This is a genomic window from Pseudomonas sp. lyk4-R2A-10 (assembly GCF_030209075.1).
GTDB lineage: Bacteria > Pseudomonadota > Gammaproteobacteria > Pseudomonadales > Pseudomonadaceae > Aquipseudomonas > Aquipseudomonas glycinae.
This window is the reverse complement of sequence record NZ_JARVSR010000010.1, coordinates 687883-703298: the sequence shown is the minus strand read 5'-3', so window position 1 is coordinate 703298 and position 15416 is coordinate 687883. Positions and strand designations below refer to the sequence as shown.

Sequence of the window (15416 nt, the reverse complement as noted above, 5' to 3'; positions counted from 1 at the left end):
CAATTAAAGCAGTCCTGCCTGGGTCATCAGTTCGACGGCTTTCTTGCTGTCGAGCTTCGATGCATCGACTTTCGGCGCGTCCAGATCCTTCAACGGCACCAGTTTGGGGTTGGAGGCCGAGTCCTTGCCCACGGCGTATTCAAAGGAATTGCCGGTGCGCAGGACTTCCTGGCCTTGTTTGCCGGTGATGTACTGGAGGAATTTCTGCGCGTCCTCCTGGTGTTTGCTGGAAGCCAGCACGCCACCACCGGAAATGCTCACGAACGCCCCCGGATCCTGATGCTTGAAGTAGTGCAGGGCAGTGTTCTTGCTGTTTTCGCCGGTCTTGGCCTGATCGACGAACGCGTAATAGTGATAGATCACGCCGCTGTCGACTTGCCCGGCATTCACCGCTTTGAGCACCGAACTGTTGCCCCGGTAGGCGGTGAAATTCGCTTTCATGCCCTTGAGCCATTCGAGGGTGGCGGCTTCGCCTTTCTGTTCCAGCACGGCGGCGACGATGGCCTGGAAATCCGCACCGGCAGGCGACGCGGCCCAGCGACCTTTCCAGGCCGGGGTCGCGAGGTCCATCAGGGATTTGGGCAGGTCCTTTTCCGGCAGTTTGGCCGGGTTATAGACGAACACCGTCGAGCGCGCGGCGATGCCGACCCACTGACCGTGGGCCGGTCGATAAGCCGCATCGACTCGCTCAAGGGTTGCCGGAGCCACCGGCGCGAACAGCTTGGCGTTGTCCACCAGCACCATGGCCGGGGAGTTTTCCGTCAGGAACACATCCGCCGGCGACGCCGCACCTTCCTGCACGATCTGATTGCCCATTTCCGTGTCGTCGCCGTTGCGCACGGTGACCGGGATCCCGGTTTCCTCGGTGAAGCCGGCGACCCAGGCCTTGGTCAGGGTTTCGTGCTGGGCGTTGTAGACCACAAGGCCGACGGAGTCGGCGGCAAAGGTCTGCCCGGCAGCGAGCAGCGCAGTCGCCAGCGCGGCCTGTTTCAGAAAGGACGGAAGGGATGGACTCATAGCGGGGGCAGCTCCTGTTTTTAGGCGTTATGGGCAAGCATTCGCGGGAGTTTCAATGCGAATGATTTGCATATGTTGGCTGGCTGGCAATGTAGAGAGGCAAATGAGAAAAAAACGTCAAAACAACCGTTAATACATGTCATTGCCATTCAGGTTAGCAGTCACTTGGCGGGGACGCCGGGCGAACCCGGCGCCGTCTTTCAGGAGCCTTGGGGGAGGTAGGCCACGCTTTGATCCTCGCGACCGTGGAACAACTGTTCGCCGCGGGTGGGCGTGGTGGTAATGACTTGATGGTCGCGGCTGAGGTGATTCAGCGGTATGGGATCGCCGGTGCGGTACTGGGCGACAAAGATTGTCCGTTGCGGGTCCCAGTGCTGACCGCTGGTGCGTTCCAGCCAGGCGAACATGGCTGCGGTATCGCCGTCGCGCGGGAAATCCCGGCTCTGCGGCACGTAGTAGAACGGCGCACCGCCGGTCTGTAGATACATCGGCACTTTATTGTCGACCTCGACCATGACCAGATGCCATTGGCTCAACGGTGCGCGTTGGCTGGCTTGCAGACGCACGGTTTCGCCGAAACGGATTGCGCCGCCTCCGCTGTTGGTCCACGGGTAAAGCACACCGAGTATGCCGAGCAGCAGGACAGTGGCCACGCCGAAACCGATTTTCAGGCCACGCCCGCCGAACGGGCCTTCGGCATTTCGAGCCGCCAGGCGCCGGGTAATCCACCACGCCCCGAGCAGTTGCGCGAACGGCACCAGTGGCAGCACGTAATAACTGCGCCGGCTGCCGCTGGCCGTGAAGAACAGCATTAATAACCCCAGGCCCTGAATCAGCCAGCGGGTGTCCGGTTCGATGCGTTTCCAGTTCCGCACCGCGACCCACAAGGCAATGATCCAGCACGGCGCCCAGGGCAAGGTATAAATCGGCAGGTACAGCAAATAGGTGTAGATCGGGCCAATGTTGTCGAATGGCTGGAAAAACCGCACGACGTTTTCCCGCAAGACCAGCCCGAGGCCGCTTTCCCCGTAATTCGGCGCGCCGTAGAGGTGGGACAGCAGGAACGGCGTCATGTAGAACGCACCGGCAATCACCAGCGCGGCGAGTAGTCTCAGATTGAGATGACGCTTCCAGCGGCCTTCATGCAACAGGTGCGGCAGCAGCACCAGCCCCGGCAGGATAAAGCCGATCAGCCCCTTGAACAGTGAGGTCAGGGCCAGCAAACCGCAGAACACCACGTAGCGCGAAAACCGGGTGTCTTCAGGACCGCGCCAATACCACCAGACCGCTGCCAGCACCCCGCACACGGTCAGAATGTCGGCCGTGGCGACCCGCGCCCAGAACACGAAATAGAAGGTGGTCGCCAGCATCCAGCCGGCGATCAGCCCCGTGCCTTTGCGGAACAACTGCTCGCCCAGCAGATATACCAGCCAGATGCTGAGCCACGCGGACACCACCGAAGACAGGCGCAGCGACCAGTGATCGAGACTGCCGGTCAGCCAGGCGGTCGCGGTGATCAGCCAGTACGACAAAAGCGGCTTGTCGTAGTAGGGATCGCCCTTGAGGTACGGGTCGAAGTAATCGCCGCTTTGCAGCATCTGCAACGCGATGTTGGCCCAGCGGGTTTCCGCGCCCCAGAGTTCACGGCTGCCCAGACCGAACAGCAACATCAGGGCGCTGGCCGCCAGCAGGAGCAACAGGGCGGCGCGGTCGTTGTTGCGCACCGTCATGGCTGTTTCTGCGCAAAGATGAAAATGTGCAGATTGCCGCGCCGATAATGCTTGCCGTCCACGGGCAGCAATTCAACTTCCTGTTCTTCCTGCGTACTGTTGACGCGCAAGACCACACCGACGGCGCCTTTTTTCCGCGCTTCGGTCATCCACTGGCCGACGCCGTCCATAGTGACTTTACGTGCTTCCATGGCCGGGTCTTCGAGGCCGTACTTCAGCTCACCGATGGTGTTGAACAGATCCACCTGCGGACGCTTCAGGCGCCATGCCAGCGCGGAGGCCGCCCCCAGGTCGTTGCTCAGCAGCGACGCGGTTTCACTCAGTTCCCGTTGATGCTCGGCAATGAACTGATCCGGCATCTTGCTGTTGACGATCTGCGCCGGCATGGCGGCGGGCAGCAACGCCACGAGCAGGCCGATGCCCAGCGCCGGCATTGCCCACAATGTCAGTGGCCGCAGCACTTGCAAGGCGTTGGCGATGATCCAGCCCACCACCACGATATAGGCCAGCGACAGGCTGAACATCTCAGTGTTTTCGTAGATTTCCTTCGTGGCCTGAAGATAGAGCAGGGCCACCAGCGCAACACTGGCGAGTACCGTGTTGAACACACCGTTCAGGCGCAGGAACCGGCCACTGCGTTGATCCAGCCACTTGACTACGGTCTGTCCCATCAACAGCGCGACGGGCAGCAGGCACGGCATGATGTACGTAGGAAGTTTGCCGCTGCTCAGACTGAAAAAGGCCAGTGGCAGCAGGAACCACAGTGCCAGGTAGGCGGTTTTTGCCTCACGCTTTTCGCGCCACATGCGCAGCAAGGTCGGAGGCAGAAGCAGCGCCCACGGCAGGGTCGAGGCAAACAGCAACGGCAGGTAGAACCACCACGGGCGGGCATGTTGCGCGTCGTCACCGGCGGCAAAACGACGGATGTGTTCGTGCCAGAAGAAGAACCGCCAGAAGTCCGGTTCCCGGTAATGGACTGCCAACACCCACGGCAGGCTGACGAGGGCGCAGAGCACCACGGCGACCAGTCCGTAACGCACCAGCTCACCGAATCGCCGTTGCCAGAGCATGTAGGGCAGGGCGATCAGCACCGGCAACAGCAGGGCCAGGAACCCTTTGGTCATCAGCCCTATGCCGCAAGCGACACCGAGCAGCGCCCAGCCACCCAGGCGAGCGCGGGGCGTGCGGCTGTCGATGGCAAACCACACAGCCACCATGCTCAGGTTGACCCACAAGGTGAATTGCGGATCGAGATTGGCATAGCCGGCTTGACCTGCAATCAGCCCGAAACTCATGTACAGCAGGGCGCTTGCGAGGCTGATGCGCGGGTTGTTCCAGAGCCGGCGGGCCATCAGGTAGGTCAGCCAGACGCTGGCGCCGGTACTCAGCGCCGAAGCGATACGCACGCCGAACAGGTTGTCACCGAAAATTGCCTGGCCGATGGCAATCATCCAGTAGCCGGCAATCGGTTTCTCGAAATAACGGATGCCCATGAAGTGCGGGGCTACCCAATTGCCACTCAGCAGCATTTCCTGGCTGATCTGGCCGTAGCGGGTTTCATCGGGGATCCACAGGCCGTGGCTCATCAATGGCAGCAGGTAAAACATCACGAACGCCAGAATAAGGCCGGGGATGGCCCAGCGTTCGACCGCAGTCGTCGAAGGGAAAAGGGCAGTGTGTCGCAGCGGGTTGTTTTCAGACGTCATGACAAAGCCTTGGTACCGTACGAAGTTCTGATGTCGATGACCTGCCCGGCGTGTTCCTGAGCGGGCGCGTCATCGTGTTGAATGAATGCAGGTGTCGGGGCAGTTCCTGTATCCAGAGAACTGACGTACCTCCGGGCCGAAGTTCCCGCGATATAGCCAAGTCTAAAAAAACCAGCTGTCCAGTAAGTCGGAGGGCAGATACATCTCTCATTACAATTTAATGAAGTATGCTTTGTTTAATTGAAAACAGCCCGGAACTGTCAATTAGCTGTCCAAGGCGTTAATCACTATTGAGTTGAGACCAGGCCTCGGCATTCAGAATGCCCAGCACTTTAAGTTGCCCCTTGGCATCAATGCGAACAAACAGCGTGCTTCCATAATCAGCGGCGATCGCGTGGGGGAAACCGGTCTGTTTTTCAAAGTCGCTGATGCAGCCGCTGTGGGTGACCAGCACCAGATTGCGCTGTGCAACTTTGTGCGCCACCACCTCGTTACGCAGCGACGAACCGCAGGATTCAAGCCAGGTCTGGGCAGTAGCGTCCTGCCCGAACATGGCACGCGCCGTTTGCACGGTCCGGGTCAGCGGGCTGGTGAACACCTGTGCCTGCTGCATGCCCAGGCTCGTGAAACCCTTGCCCACCCGCGCAGCCGAGTCATTGCCTACCTGAGTGATGCCATCGTCCGGGCCCAGACAAAGATGGTCGGAGCGGTCGCAACGTTCAGCATGGCGCACCAGTGCCACCACTTCGCCCGCCTGCCAGGCCCTGGTCCAGTCAGCCCTTGCCGCCTTGCCCGCCTGGCCCAGATCAATGGGTGAGCGGGTGACCCAGACAAAGCCGCTGACCAGTGCAATCGCCACCCCTGCACCGATGACTGTCAGCAGTTTTCCAGGTCGCAATATTCGACGTTGTTTATAGACTGCCGTTAATTGCATCTGTCGCTCCACGCCATGCCCCTTAACTTCGCAGGCGCAACTGGCCCGCGATTTAATCAACTTTATGGTTGCGTACTTGAATGCTGGCTGAATGTTGGGGCTATTCACGTCGGGCCGCAGTGAAGAACATGTGAAAAATTTGCGGGCGTTGAAAATGTGCAATTTATCAAGTTTCTGATAACCAGACTCAAATACGCTTTTTTTACCGGGCTGGCTTAACAACTGTTGCTGTTTGAGGTGAAGCTGAATCTGTTCGGTCCATCTATTGAGTGCACACCTGATGTTGACCGCCGAGTCTGATAACCGAGGTGGAGTCCTCCAGCCGAATGGATTTCAAGCAAAGCCTGACGAAACGGATCGTCATCGTATTCGCCTCGATGAGTGCGCTGGTGGCCGGCGTATTTGCGCTGGGAATCGTAGCCACCGTGCATGTGGTGGAACACAAGTTGACGGCCACGACCTTGATGGGCGGTCTGCATCGTTTGCTGGCAATGGATGACATCAGTCGCTGGAGCCATCGACCGGAAAAGAGCGAGCTGTTTTTCTTCGAAGGCGGACCGGGCGCCATGGCGCTCGTCCCGTCACTGGCGGCTCTTTCGCCGGGGTTTCAGGAGGTCATGTTCGAGGGCGATGGCTTTTTCGCCATGGTCGAGATGGTGGGCGGACGCAAGTACGTGCTGTTGCGTGACCAGGAAAGTCTCGAACAGCGTGAGCGTCTGTTGTTCATTGTGGTGGCGGTCGGGTTCATCCTGAGCATTCTGCTGGCGATTGTGCTGGGCCGATTGCTGGCACGACGGGTAATGGCTCCGGTCATCCGTCTGGCGCGCCAGGTGCGTCACCGCGACCAGTTACTGGTGCTGGCGCCGCCTCTGCATCCGGACTACGCGGCGGACGAAGTCGGAGAACTGGCACTCTCGTTCGATCAGACGCTGGGTCGCCTGCGCGAAACGCTGAGCCGGGAAAAACTGTTCACCAGCGACGTGAGTCATGAACTTCGCACTCCGTTGATGGTGCTCGGCGGCGCCTGCGAGTTGCTGCTCGCCAATCCGTCGCTCGATACCCGCTCGGCCGCGCAGGTCAACCGCATCGCACGGGCCAGTCATGAAATGCGTCAATTGGTGGATACCTTCCTGATGCTCGCCCGCGCCCAGGAAGATACCGGTGGCGACATTTGCGTTTCCCTTGGGGAAGTTGCACGCGTTCAGGCGGAGATCTGGGGGCGGCTGATCCGCGAAAAAGGGCTGGAATTTTTCTGCGACATCAATCCGGCCGGCACGGCTCGCTACAACCAGACCTTCCTGCAGTCAGTGATGGGTAACCTGCTGCGCAATGCCTGGCATTACACCGATCAGGGCTTTGTCAGGCTGACCGTCGGGGAATGCGGATTTGTGGTTGAAGACAGTGGCATCGGCATTCCCGAAGAACGCCGACAAGCGATGTTCCAGCCATTCGTGCGTGGTGACGAGCGTCGAGGCGAGGGGCTTGGGCTGGGATTGTCACTGGTGCAGCGGATTTGCAATCGCGAGCACTGGCAGGTCGACCTGACAACCCGTGAGCCCCACGGTTGTCGTTTTACCGTCCTTTTGAAGACGGACGCTCAGGACGCCGGTGGACAGCCCCGCGCAGTGCCCGCCGCCTGACCGATCAACGCGGCCAGGCGCTTAACGTTGTTCTGCTGGGCCACCACCAGATCGTCGATGGTCGGCCCGGACGGGGTTTGCAGCAGCGACCGGCAGGCGATCAGGGCATCGTCCCCGGCGTTGGCTTGGCGCAGGCGCCATTTGACGTCGATCAGCCCGTATTGCCCGGGTATCGAATCGAAGCGTTGCACATCAATGCGCACCGAGGTTTTGCGCGGACCGCCGGCATTGCTCAGTTGATCCACCAGCGCGCTGCGCAATTCATCACTGAGGCTCGCGCCCCACCATTCGGTCTCAAGGATCGCCAGGCCGCTGTTGCCCTGGCGGATCACGATTTGCGGCCGGTCGACCTGGGGCGGCACGCTGATGCCTTCGATGGTGATTTCCGAGCCGGCGCGGCCGGTCATCGGTTGCGTCGGTGTCAGGGTGTGAAAGCTGATCGGAGCGCTTTTACAGGCGCCCAGCAGCAGGCCGATCGCGAGCACGGTGAACTTCAGCTTTAAAGCCATGGGACAGCTCCTGTGCTCAGTTGCGCGGCGGCCCTTTGAGGTCCAGCGGCGCGGCGTTGTCGGGACGGCCGCGAATCAACGATTCCGGATGACGGCCCAGATAATCGGACAGCTCACGCAGCGAACGCGACATGCGCCCGAGTTCGTCGAGGGTCTGAGTCAATTGTTCGCGTTGCGGCGAATCTTCGGCCAGAGTCGAACTGGCCGACTGCAGGGTCTTGCTCACGTCGGCGAGGGTAGTCTGCACGCCGGGCAGGGTCTTGGCGTTGAACTGGGTCAGGCCTTTGCGCAATTCCACGAGGTTGCTGTCGAGGTTGCCGGCAATCCGCTCCACCGGCAGCTTGTTGAGCTTGTCGATCATCGCTTCAAGTTTTTCCTGCAATTGTTCGAGGCTGCCGGGGACGGTCGGAACGCTGATCGGGCGGGCGGTCGGGTCGAACGCGACTTTTTCGGCCTTGGGGAAGAAATCCAGCGCGATGTACAGCTGGCCGGTCAGCAGGTTGCCGCTGCGGGCCTGGGCGCGCAGACCGTTGTCGATAAAGGTGCCGATCAGGCGCACGGCAGCGGCTTCGTCGTCCGGATTGTGCTCGAGTGCCTTGAGCATCTTGATATGGGCCTGGCCGAGGCGTTGCGGGTAGATCACGATGCCGACGTTGAGCGGGAAACTGCGTTTTTTTGCGTCGAAGTCCAGGTTGACGCTCACCACCCGGCCGATCTCGATACCGAGGAATTCCACCGGTGCATCAACCTTCAGCCCGCGCAGGGCCTGATCGAAACGCAGGGTCAGGTATTGCGCTTTGCCGTTGGGCGGGGCGAGGGCGGTTTGCTGGTCGTCGAACAGGTCGTAGGTTCTTTCTTCGGCGGCCACGACATCGTTGGGGCTGTACTCCGGCGCTCGGAAGGCGATGCCGCCCACCAGCAAGGTCGACAACGATTCGGTTTTCACCGCAAAACCGTTGGCACCGACGTTGACATCAATCCCGCTGGCGTTCCAGAACCGGGTGTTTTCCGTGACGTAGGCGTCGTTCGGCGCATGGATGAACACCTCGATGTTCACTCCTTTGCCATCGGCGTCCAGCGCATAGGCCACGACTTGGCCGACCGGGATCTTGCGGTAATAGACTGGCGAGCCGATGTCCAGCGAGCCGAGATCCGAAGCGTGCAGGTTGAAGCGTTTGCCCGGTTCGCCGTAGGTGATCGGCGGCGGGTTCTCCAGGCCTTTGAAGTGTTTGGCGCGCGAATTGGACTGGCCGATGTCGGCCCCTATGTAGTCACCGGACAGCAGCGTGTCGATGCCCGAGACGCCGCCCGCACCGATGCGCGGGCGTACGACCCAGAACTGCGAGTCTTCACGGGTGAAGGTTTCGGCCTGCTTGGCCAGTTTGATCGTGGCCTTGACGCTTTTCTGGTCGTCGCTCAGTTCGACATCCGTGACCTGGCCGATCACCACGTTGCGGTATTTGACTTCGGTCTTGTTGGCGGTCAGGCCGCTGCCGGTCTTGAAGGTGACGGTGATGGTCGGGCCTTCCTGCATCAGGTTGTGCACCACCAGCGAGAGGCCCACCAGCACCGCGACGATCGGCACGATCCACACCAGCGAAATGCTGAAACGCCGGGTCTTGACCGGCGCCTGGCCGGGCGCTCGCGGTTGATCGGCGGCTGACGACTCCATCCATGACCTCCAGGGTGTGTGGGCACTGAGCGTCAGGAACGCAAAAGCACTTCATCAATATAGAAGTGCTTCGCGATAGAGCAAATGTGCAGGATGCTTTAACCGCGAAGCGTCATCCCAGCAGCTCCCGCAGGCGATACCAGAACATACCCAGTGCCAGCAGTGGCGAGCGCAGCGCCGGGCCGCCGGGGAAGGTCATGTGCGGCACATTGCTGAACACGTCCATGCCCTGACTGTGGCCGGCATGAATCGCTTCGCCCAGCAGCCTGGCGCACCAGTGGGTGACGTTCAGACCGTGACCGGAATAGCCCTGGGCGTAGAACACGTTCGGGTGCTGCTTCAAACGGCCGACCTGTGGGAAGCGGTTGGCGGTGATGCCGATCTTGCCGCCCCACTGATAGTCGATGCGCACATCCGCCAGTTGCGGGAAGACCTTGAGCATCTTTGGTCGCATGTACGCGGCGATGTCCGCCGGGTCCCGTCCCGAATAATGGCAGGCGCCGCCGAACAGCAAGCGCCGGTCCGCCGAGAGCCGGTAGTAGTCGAGGCCGACTTTCTGATCGCACAGCGCCAGGTTCTGCGGAATCAGCTCGGCGGCGCGTTCCGCCGACAGCGGTTCAGTGGCGATGATGTAACTGCCAGCGGGCAGCACTTTGCCGCTGAGTTGCTGTTCAAGTTCATCCAGATGCGCGTTGCAGCCGAGCACAAGACTGCCGGCGCGCACCGTGCCGCTCTGGGTGCGGACTTGAACGGTCGAACCGTGGAGAATTTCCAGCACCGGGCTCTGCTCGAAAATCCGCACCCCGAGGGAGGCTGCCAGTCGGGCTTCGCCCTGGACCAGGTCGAGCGGGTGCAGATGCCCTGAGCCCTTGTCGATCAGGCCGCCCTTGTAGACGCCCGCGTTCACAACTTGCTGACGAATCAGCTCAGGGGCGACCAGCCGCGTTTCATGGCGGTAACCCAGCTGCGCCAGGCTGTCCTGCTCGGCCTTGAAGGCGTCGAACTGCGCCGGGGTGTTGGCTAGCTCGCAGAAGCCCCAGCGCAGGTCGCACTCGATGGCGTTGTCGGTGATGCGCTGGCGCACCAGCTCCACCGAATCGATCCCGGCCCGGTGCAGATAGCGCACGCCTTCGCTGCCGACATGCCGTGAGAAACCTTCGACGTCATGGCCGATCCCGCGAATCAGCTGCCCGCCATTGCGCCCGCTGGCGCCCCAGCCGATGCGCCGGGCTTCGAGCAGAATCACCGAAAGCCCGCGCTGCGCCAGTTCAATGGCCGTGTTGACGCCGGTGAACCCGCCGCCGATCACGCAGACATCGGCGATCAGGTCGCCCGCCAGTTCCGGATAGGGTGTGCTGGCCCGGGCCGACGCGGCGTAATAGGACTGGGCGTGTTCCTGGGTGTACTGATTCATTTGTTCGACTTCACTTTGCTCCAGGACCGGGTCATCAGACGCATGATCGACTGGGGCGGGGTAGAGGAGATGTAGAGCTTGTCGAGGACTTCCTGAGACGGATAGACCTCGGGATTGTTGACCAGCTCGGGATCCATATATTGCTTGGCCGCCGGGTTCGGGTTGGCGTAACCCACCGAGGCGCTGACCTTGGCGATCACTTGCGGATCGAGCAGGTAATTGATGAAGGCGTGGGCTTCCTTGGTGTTGCCGGCATCGGCGGGAATCGCCAGCAGGTCGAACCACAGGTTCGCGCCTTCCTTGGGAATCGAATAGGCGATGTTCACGCCGTTCTTGGCTTCCTTGGCGCGATTGGCGGCCTGGAACACGTCGCCGGAGTAACCGAAGGCCACGCAGATGTCACCGTTGGCCAGGTCGGACACGTATTTCGAGGAATGGAAATAGGTGATGTACGGCCGGATGCTAAGCAGTTTCTCTTCGGCCTTCTTGTAGTCTTCGGGTTTCTCGCTGCGCGGGTCCATGCCCATGTAGTTGAGGATGGCCGGGAACACTTCATCGGCCGAGTCCATCATCGACACACCGCACTGGGTGAGTTTCTTCAGGTTTTCCGGTTCGAACAGCACGGCCCAGGAATCGATGTGATCGATGCCCAGCACTTGCTTGACCTTGTCGACGTTGTAGCCGATGCCGTTGGTGCCCCACAGGTACGGCACCGAGTGCTCGTTGCCCGGATCGTTTTTCTCAAGCAGGGCCAGCAGTTTCGGGTCGAGGTTTTTCCAGTTCGGCAGTTGCGAGCGGTCCAGTTTGAGGAACGCACCGGCCTTTACCTGACGGGCGAGGAAGTGGTTGGACGGCACCACCACGTCGTAACCGGTGCGACCGGCGAGCAGTTTGCCTTCGAGGGTTTCGTTGGAGTCGAAGACGTCGTAGATCACCTTGATCCCGCTGGAGGACTGGAAGTCGGCGAGGGTGGTTTCGCCAATGTAATCGGTCCAGTTGTAGACGCTGACCTGGGGTTGGGCGAAGGCACCGGCACTGCACGCCAGGGCCAGCGCGGCGGGGATCATGGATTTCAACAGACGCATATCGACACCTCTTCGAGTTGGATTTTTTATGCTCGTAAAGTCGGTAGGGATCGCTCCCGGACAGTGTCCGGGAGCGATCAGGTCTCAGGCTTAAACGCTCAGCAACAGGAACTCCCGCTCCCAGGAACTGATCACGCGCTTGAAGTTTTCGTGCTCGGCGCGTTTCACCGCGACGTAGCCGCGTACGAACTTGCTGCCCAGGTATTGCGCGACGGTGTCGCACTCTTCCATCTGGGTCAGGGCTTCTTCGATGGTGATCGGCAGGCGCAGGTTGCGGCGCTCGTAAGCCCGGCCTTCGACGGCGGCGCTCGGTTCGACGCCTTCGACCATACCGATGTAGCCGCATAGCAGGCTCGCGGCGATGGCCAGGTACGGGTTGGCGTCGGCGCCGGGCAGACGGTTCTCAACCCGCATCGCCTCAGGTCCGGAGGTTGGCACCCGCAGGCCGACGGTGCGGTTTTCTTCGCCCCATTCGACGTTGACCGGTGCCGAGGTGTCCGGCAGGAAGCGGCGGAACGAGTTCACGTTCGGCGCGAACATCGGCAGCACCTTCGGAATGTACTTCTGCAGGCCGCCGATGTGATGGCGGAACAGGTCGCTCATGCTGCCGTCGGCATTGGCGAAAATTGGCTGGCCGCTGGCGATCTCGACCACGCTCTGATGCAGGTGCATGGCGCTGCCGGGCTCGTCGCCGATCGGCTTGGCCATGAAAGTCGCGGTCACGTTGTGCTTGAGGGCGGCTTCACGCAGGGTACGCTTGAACACGGTGATCTGGTCGGCCAGATCGAGCGCGTCGCCGTGGCGGAAGTTGATTTCCATCTGCGCCGGGCCGTCTTCGTGGATCAGCGTGTCCAGGTCCAGGCCTTGCAGTTCGCACCAGTCGTAGACGTCTTCGAACAATGGATCGAATTCGTTGGCGGCGTCGATGGAGAACGACTGACGACCGCTTTCGGCGCGACCGGAACGGCCCAGCGGTGCTTTCAATGGCAAGTCCGGGTCTTCGCAGCGCTGGGTCAGGTAGAACTCCATTTCCGGCGCCACGATCGGCTTCCAGCCTTTGTCGGTGTACAGCTGCAGGACTTTCTTCAGCACGTTGCGCGGCGACAGTTCGATCGGGTTGCCGAACTTGTCGAAGGTGTCGTGGATGACGATGGCGGTCGGCTCGATGGCCCACGGGATCACGTACACCGCGTCGCTCACCGGTTTGCAGACCATGTCGATGTCGGCCGGGTCGAGCAGGTCGTAGTAGATGTCGTCGTCGACAAAATCCCCGGTTACCGTTTGCAGCAGCACACTTTCCGGCAGGCGCATGCCTCGCTCATGCAGGAACTTGTTGGTCGGTGCGATCTTGCCGCGGGCGATGCCGGTCAGGTCGCTGACCACGCATTCCACTTCGGTAATCTTGTGATCTTTCAGCCACGTGAACAGCTGATCGAAAGGGGCATTCATAAAGACCTCGTCGTTGGTTTTGTTGACGCGGGGGAAAAGCGATTTCATCTTTCGCAGGCTTCCCCTGTGGCGCGTTGACGACTATCTTGGGCGGGCCTTGCCGTTCCATCTATCCACTTTCAGCAGCACCAAAGCGCACCAAAAGAGTGCGCAAGGTTCCCCATGACGACGTGCAATCCGCTTCAGGTTCAAGCGTTCAACACCGCCGATGTCACCGAACAGATCCGCGCCACGCCGGGTTGGGTTCAGCATTACCAGCAGATGTCGCCGGGGCATTTCGCCGGGCAGATCCGCTATCTGGATTTGCAGGGTGTGGAGGTTTACGAAGAACAGATGAACACTCGGGTCGAGCAGAATTTCAGTGCGCCGGAAGGGGCGCTGGCGTTCTGTTTCGATCGCAGCGACAACGCGCTCTATCTGCTCAATGAAGAGAGCCGCAACATCTGGATCACCCCAGAGAACTACCAGGAAATCGCCGTGGTGTTCGGCCCGGATTTCGTCCAGCGCAATGGCCTGGACGTGGCCAGGCTGGAAGGTCTGTTCATGGCGCCGCTCAATGGCGCGCAGAATGGATTGTTCAGCCGCTGGTTAAGCTCCACTCTCACGAAGTTGTCGCAAACCCTTGATCAGCCAAGCAAAGAAGCACTGACTCAACAGTTGCTGGAGGACTGCCTGTTCATCCTCGACAACGCGAGCGTGTGCCTGGACGGCGGTGGCTTGCAGCGGCGCGCCGAAGAGCGAATCACCCTCAAACGCGTGGGCGAGTGGGCAGCGGATTCGCCGGAAGAAACCGTCAATCTGCTTGAGTTATCGCGGGTCGCCGGGGTTTCCCTGCGCCAGTTGCAGCAGACCTTCAAGGCTTACACGGGGATGTCGCCGAGCCACTGGCTGCGGTTGCGCAGGCTCAACAGTGCGCGGCGGGAATTGCTCAAACGATCGCCGGCAGACACCACGGTGGCGGAAGTGGCGATGAACTGGTCATTCTGGCATTTGGGTCGTTTTTCAAGCAGTTATCGAACGTTGTTCAAGGAGTTGCCGAGCGAGACGTTGAAGCGTTCATCGTCCTTGTGACGGGCGCTCTGCGCCACAAACAAAAAAAGGCGGGAGAGGTTTCGGTATTCACCGAAGCCTCTCCCGCCTTTTTCATCTGCCGATATTGCCAAGCCTGTTGCGTTACCGACTAACCAACTCTGAGACGCTTGAAGGAGGACGAAAGGGATCTTTTCATCAGTCTGGCCATCGGGGTTTCTATTTCTTTATGGATGACATGGGACGCACCTATCATCAAAGCGATGGTGCCCCAGAGCAGGACGTGTGGATTCATGGCCGGATAAGCGACATTGAAGATCATGAAACCGATCATTTGATGCAGCAGGTAAAGCGGGTACGTCAGGGCGCCCAACGCTGTCCAGTCGAACCTCCCGATGGCTGACGTTTTATGCGTCGAGATAAAAAGAAACGTCATGAAAAACAGGGCAATGACACCGCAGATGATCAACGAATCGTATTCGGTCGAATATTTCAGTTCGATCGATTCGGCCCACTTGATCGCGTTGAAGCTGGCCAATGCCTGCGCAGCGGCCAACAGGGAAATACGGGACTTGGTAAAACCCTTGTCCCAAATGATGTAGAACGTCGCGCCGGCGATGAAATAGGCCGCGTAGTCGGTGATCAGTACCGAGCGCAGCTTTTCGAAAGCAAAGACTTCCGCTGCGGCCGAGATCAGCAGCCAGAGTACGAGGAAGGTTTCTATTTTCTCTATTTTCTTGAAAGCCAACAGAATGGCGATCATGAAGTAGAACTTTATCTCGACGAACAGCGACCAGTAGACCCCGTCTATGGGTGGCACACCGATCACGTCGCCCAGAAATGTCAGGTTGATCACGTATTGATAAAGGTCAGCCGAAAATCTCGGCTGCCCAATGGCCAGCGTGACGAGAAAAGTGATCGTGCAGCACACCCAGAACGCCGGGCAGAGGCGAATGACGCGGGAAATGAAGAACGCTTTGAGGTCGTTGCTCGAAGCGGTCATCAGGATCACGAATCCGCTGATCATGAAAAACAGCTCGACGCCCAGATAACCGTATTTGGCTACGTCAGCCAGCATGGGGTAGGGCATCACGGACATGTCCCCCCTCGCATACCCGCGAAATGCATAGTGAAAAATCACCACGGCGAACGCCGCAAGGAAGCGCAGCAAATCCAGCTCGTTCAGTCGCCGGTTGTTCATGTACAGGCGCTCCAGACTCGTCAGCGCGGA

At 60.1% G+C, this 15416-nt stretch carries 12 protein-coding genes; 2 read left to right on the top strand and 10 right to left on the bottom strand.

Translation table 11 applies throughout. The annotated features are described in order from the left end of the window. Positions 1–3: 3 nt before the first annotated feature. The 4 genes from QRN46_RS16570 to pmrG all read right to left on the bottom strand — a co-directional run bounded on the left by QRN46_RS16570 (position 4) and on the right by pmrG (position 5387). On the bottom strand, positions 4–1017 hold the full coding sequence (locus tag QRN46_RS16570; RefSeq protein ID WP_285355942.1) for an iron ABC transporter substrate-binding protein: 1014 nt from the start codon (positions 1015–1017) through the stop codon (positions 4–6). 200 nt (positions 1018–1217) lie between these two features. Next, positions 1218–2747: an ArnT family glycosyltransferase gene (locus tag QRN46_RS16565; protein WP_285355940.1), complete on the bottom strand. Its 1530-nt coding sequence runs from the start codon at positions 2745–2747 to the stop codon at positions 1218–1220. Then, entirely contained in the window at positions 2744–4453 is a 1710-nt protein-coding gene (gene arnT / locus QRN46_RS16560; RefSeq protein ID WP_285355939.1) for a lipid IV(A) 4-amino-4-deoxy-L-arabinosyltransferase, read from the bottom strand. Before arnT ends, QRN46_RS16565 begins: the two co-directional genes overlap by 4 nt. Before the next feature lie 280 nt (positions 4454–4733). Beyond that, on the bottom strand, positions 4734–5387 hold the full coding sequence (gene pmrG, locus QRN46_RS16555) for a lipopolysaccharide core heptose(II)-phosphate phosphatase PmrG (RefSeq protein WP_285356116.1): 654 nt from the start codon (positions 5385–5387) through the stop codon (positions 4734–4736). Positions 5388–5713: 326 nt separating this feature from the next. Here pmrG and QRN46_RS16550 point away from each other — a divergent pair, with 326 nt between their 5' ends. Then, the gene (locus QRN46_RS16550) at positions 5714–7027 is read left to right on the top strand and encodes a sensor histidine kinase (RefSeq protein ID WP_011334245.1); all 1314 of its coding nucleotides are present in this window, start codon (positions 5714–5716) and stop codon (positions 7025–7027) included. Here QRN46_RS16550 and QRN46_RS16545 read toward each other — a convergent pair. From QRN46_RS16545 to QRN46_RS16525, 5 genes are all read right to left on the bottom strand, one after another. Further along, on the bottom strand, positions 6985–7536 hold the full coding sequence (locus QRN46_RS16545; protein ID WP_201818522.1) for a PqiC family protein: 552 nt from the start codon (positions 7534–7536) through the stop codon (positions 6985–6987). The genes QRN46_RS16550 and QRN46_RS16545 overlap by 43 nt on opposite strands. Positions 7537–7552: 16 nt before the next feature. Then, the gene (locus QRN46_RS16540; protein ID WP_221614626.1) at positions 7553–9208 is read right to left on the bottom strand and encodes a PqiB family protein; all 1656 of its coding nucleotides are present in this window, start codon (positions 9206–9208) and stop codon (positions 7553–7555) included. Positions 9209–9320: 112 nt separating this feature from the next. Then, a complete protein-coding gene (locus QRN46_RS16535; RefSeq protein WP_011334242.1) occupies positions 9321–10622 on the bottom strand; it encodes an NAD(P)/FAD-dependent oxidoreductase in 1302 nt (433 codons plus the stop codon). Continuing rightward, positions 10619–11707 carry a polyamine ABC transporter substrate-binding protein gene (locus QRN46_RS16530; RefSeq protein WP_285355934.1) on the bottom strand — a complete coding sequence of 363 codons (1089 nt, stop codon included), beginning with the start codon at positions 11705–11707 and terminating at the stop codon, positions 10619–10621. The genes QRN46_RS16535 and QRN46_RS16530 overlap by 4 nt, the downstream gene beginning before the upstream one ends. Before the next feature lie 90 nt (positions 11708–11797). Then, entirely contained in the window at positions 11798–13156 is a 1359-nt protein-coding gene (locus QRN46_RS16525) for a glutamine synthetase family protein (RefSeq protein WP_041475556.1), read from the bottom strand. Positions 13157–13318: 162 nt separating this feature from the next. Here QRN46_RS16525 and QRN46_RS16520 point away from each other — a divergent pair, with 162 nt between their 5' ends. Then, positions 13319–14227, top strand: coding sequence for a helix-turn-helix domain-containing protein (locus tag QRN46_RS16520; protein ID WP_201818526.1), 909 nt, complete (start codon positions 13319–13321; stop codon positions 14225–14227). Positions 14228–14336: 109 nt separating this feature from the next. Here the strand turns inward: QRN46_RS16520 and QRN46_RS16515 are convergent, their stop codons facing one another. Next, complete coding sequence (locus tag QRN46_RS16515) at positions 14337–15386, bottom strand: acyltransferase family protein (protein WP_011334238.1); 1050 nt, start codon at positions 15384–15386, stop codon at positions 14337–14339. Between the last annotated feature and the right edge of the window lie 30 nt (positions 15387–15416).

What these genes read in the sequence shown, in the direction of transcription:
- QRN46_RS16515 (WP_011334238.1), bottom strand. Translation starts at nt 15,386, where the DNA reads ATGAACAACCGGCGACTGAACGAGCTGGATTTGCTGCGCTTCCTTGCG.
- pmrG (WP_285356116.1), bottom strand. Translation starts at nt 5,387, where the DNA reads ATGCAATTAACGGCAGTCTATAAACAACGTCGAATATTGCGACCTGGA.
- QRN46_RS16570 (WP_285355942.1), bottom strand. Translation starts at nt 1,017, where the DNA reads ATGAGTCCATCCCTTCCGTCCTTTCTGAAACAGGCCGCGCTGGCGACT.
- arnT (WP_285355939.1), bottom strand. Translation starts at nt 4,453, where the DNA reads ATGACGTCTGAAAACAACCCGCTGCGACACACTGCCCTTTTCCCTTCG.
- QRN46_RS16540 (WP_221614626.1), bottom strand. Translation starts at nt 9,208, where the DNA reads ATGGAGTCGTCAGCCGCCGATCAACCGCGAGCGCCCGGCCAGGCGCCG.
- QRN46_RS16550 (WP_011334245.1), top strand. Translation starts at nt 5,714, where the DNA reads ATGGATTTCAAGCAAAGCCTGACGAAACGGATCGTCATCGTATTCGCC.
- QRN46_RS16525 (WP_041475556.1), bottom strand. Translation starts at nt 13,156, where the DNA reads ATGAATGCCCCTTTCGATCAGCTGTTCACGTGGCTGAAAGATCACAAG.
- QRN46_RS16545 (WP_201818522.1), bottom strand. Translation starts at nt 7,536, where the DNA reads ATGGCTTTAAAGCTGAAGTTCACCGTGCTCGCGATCGGCCTGCTGCTG.
- QRN46_RS16535 (WP_011334242.1), bottom strand. Translation starts at nt 10,622, where the DNA reads ATGAATCAGTACACCCAGGAACACGCCCAGTCCTATTACGCCGCGTCG.
- QRN46_RS16565 (WP_285355940.1), bottom strand. Translation starts at nt 2,747, where the DNA reads ATGACGGTGCGCAACAACGACCGCGCCGCCCTGTTGCTCCTGCTGGCG.
- QRN46_RS16520 (WP_201818526.1), top strand. Translation starts at nt 13,319, where the DNA reads ATGACGACGTGCAATCCGCTTCAGGTTCAAGCGTTCAACACCGCCGAT.
- QRN46_RS16530 (WP_285355934.1), bottom strand. Translation starts at nt 11,707, where the DNA reads ATGCGTCTGTTGAAATCCATGATCCCCGCCGCGCTGGCCCTGGCGTGC.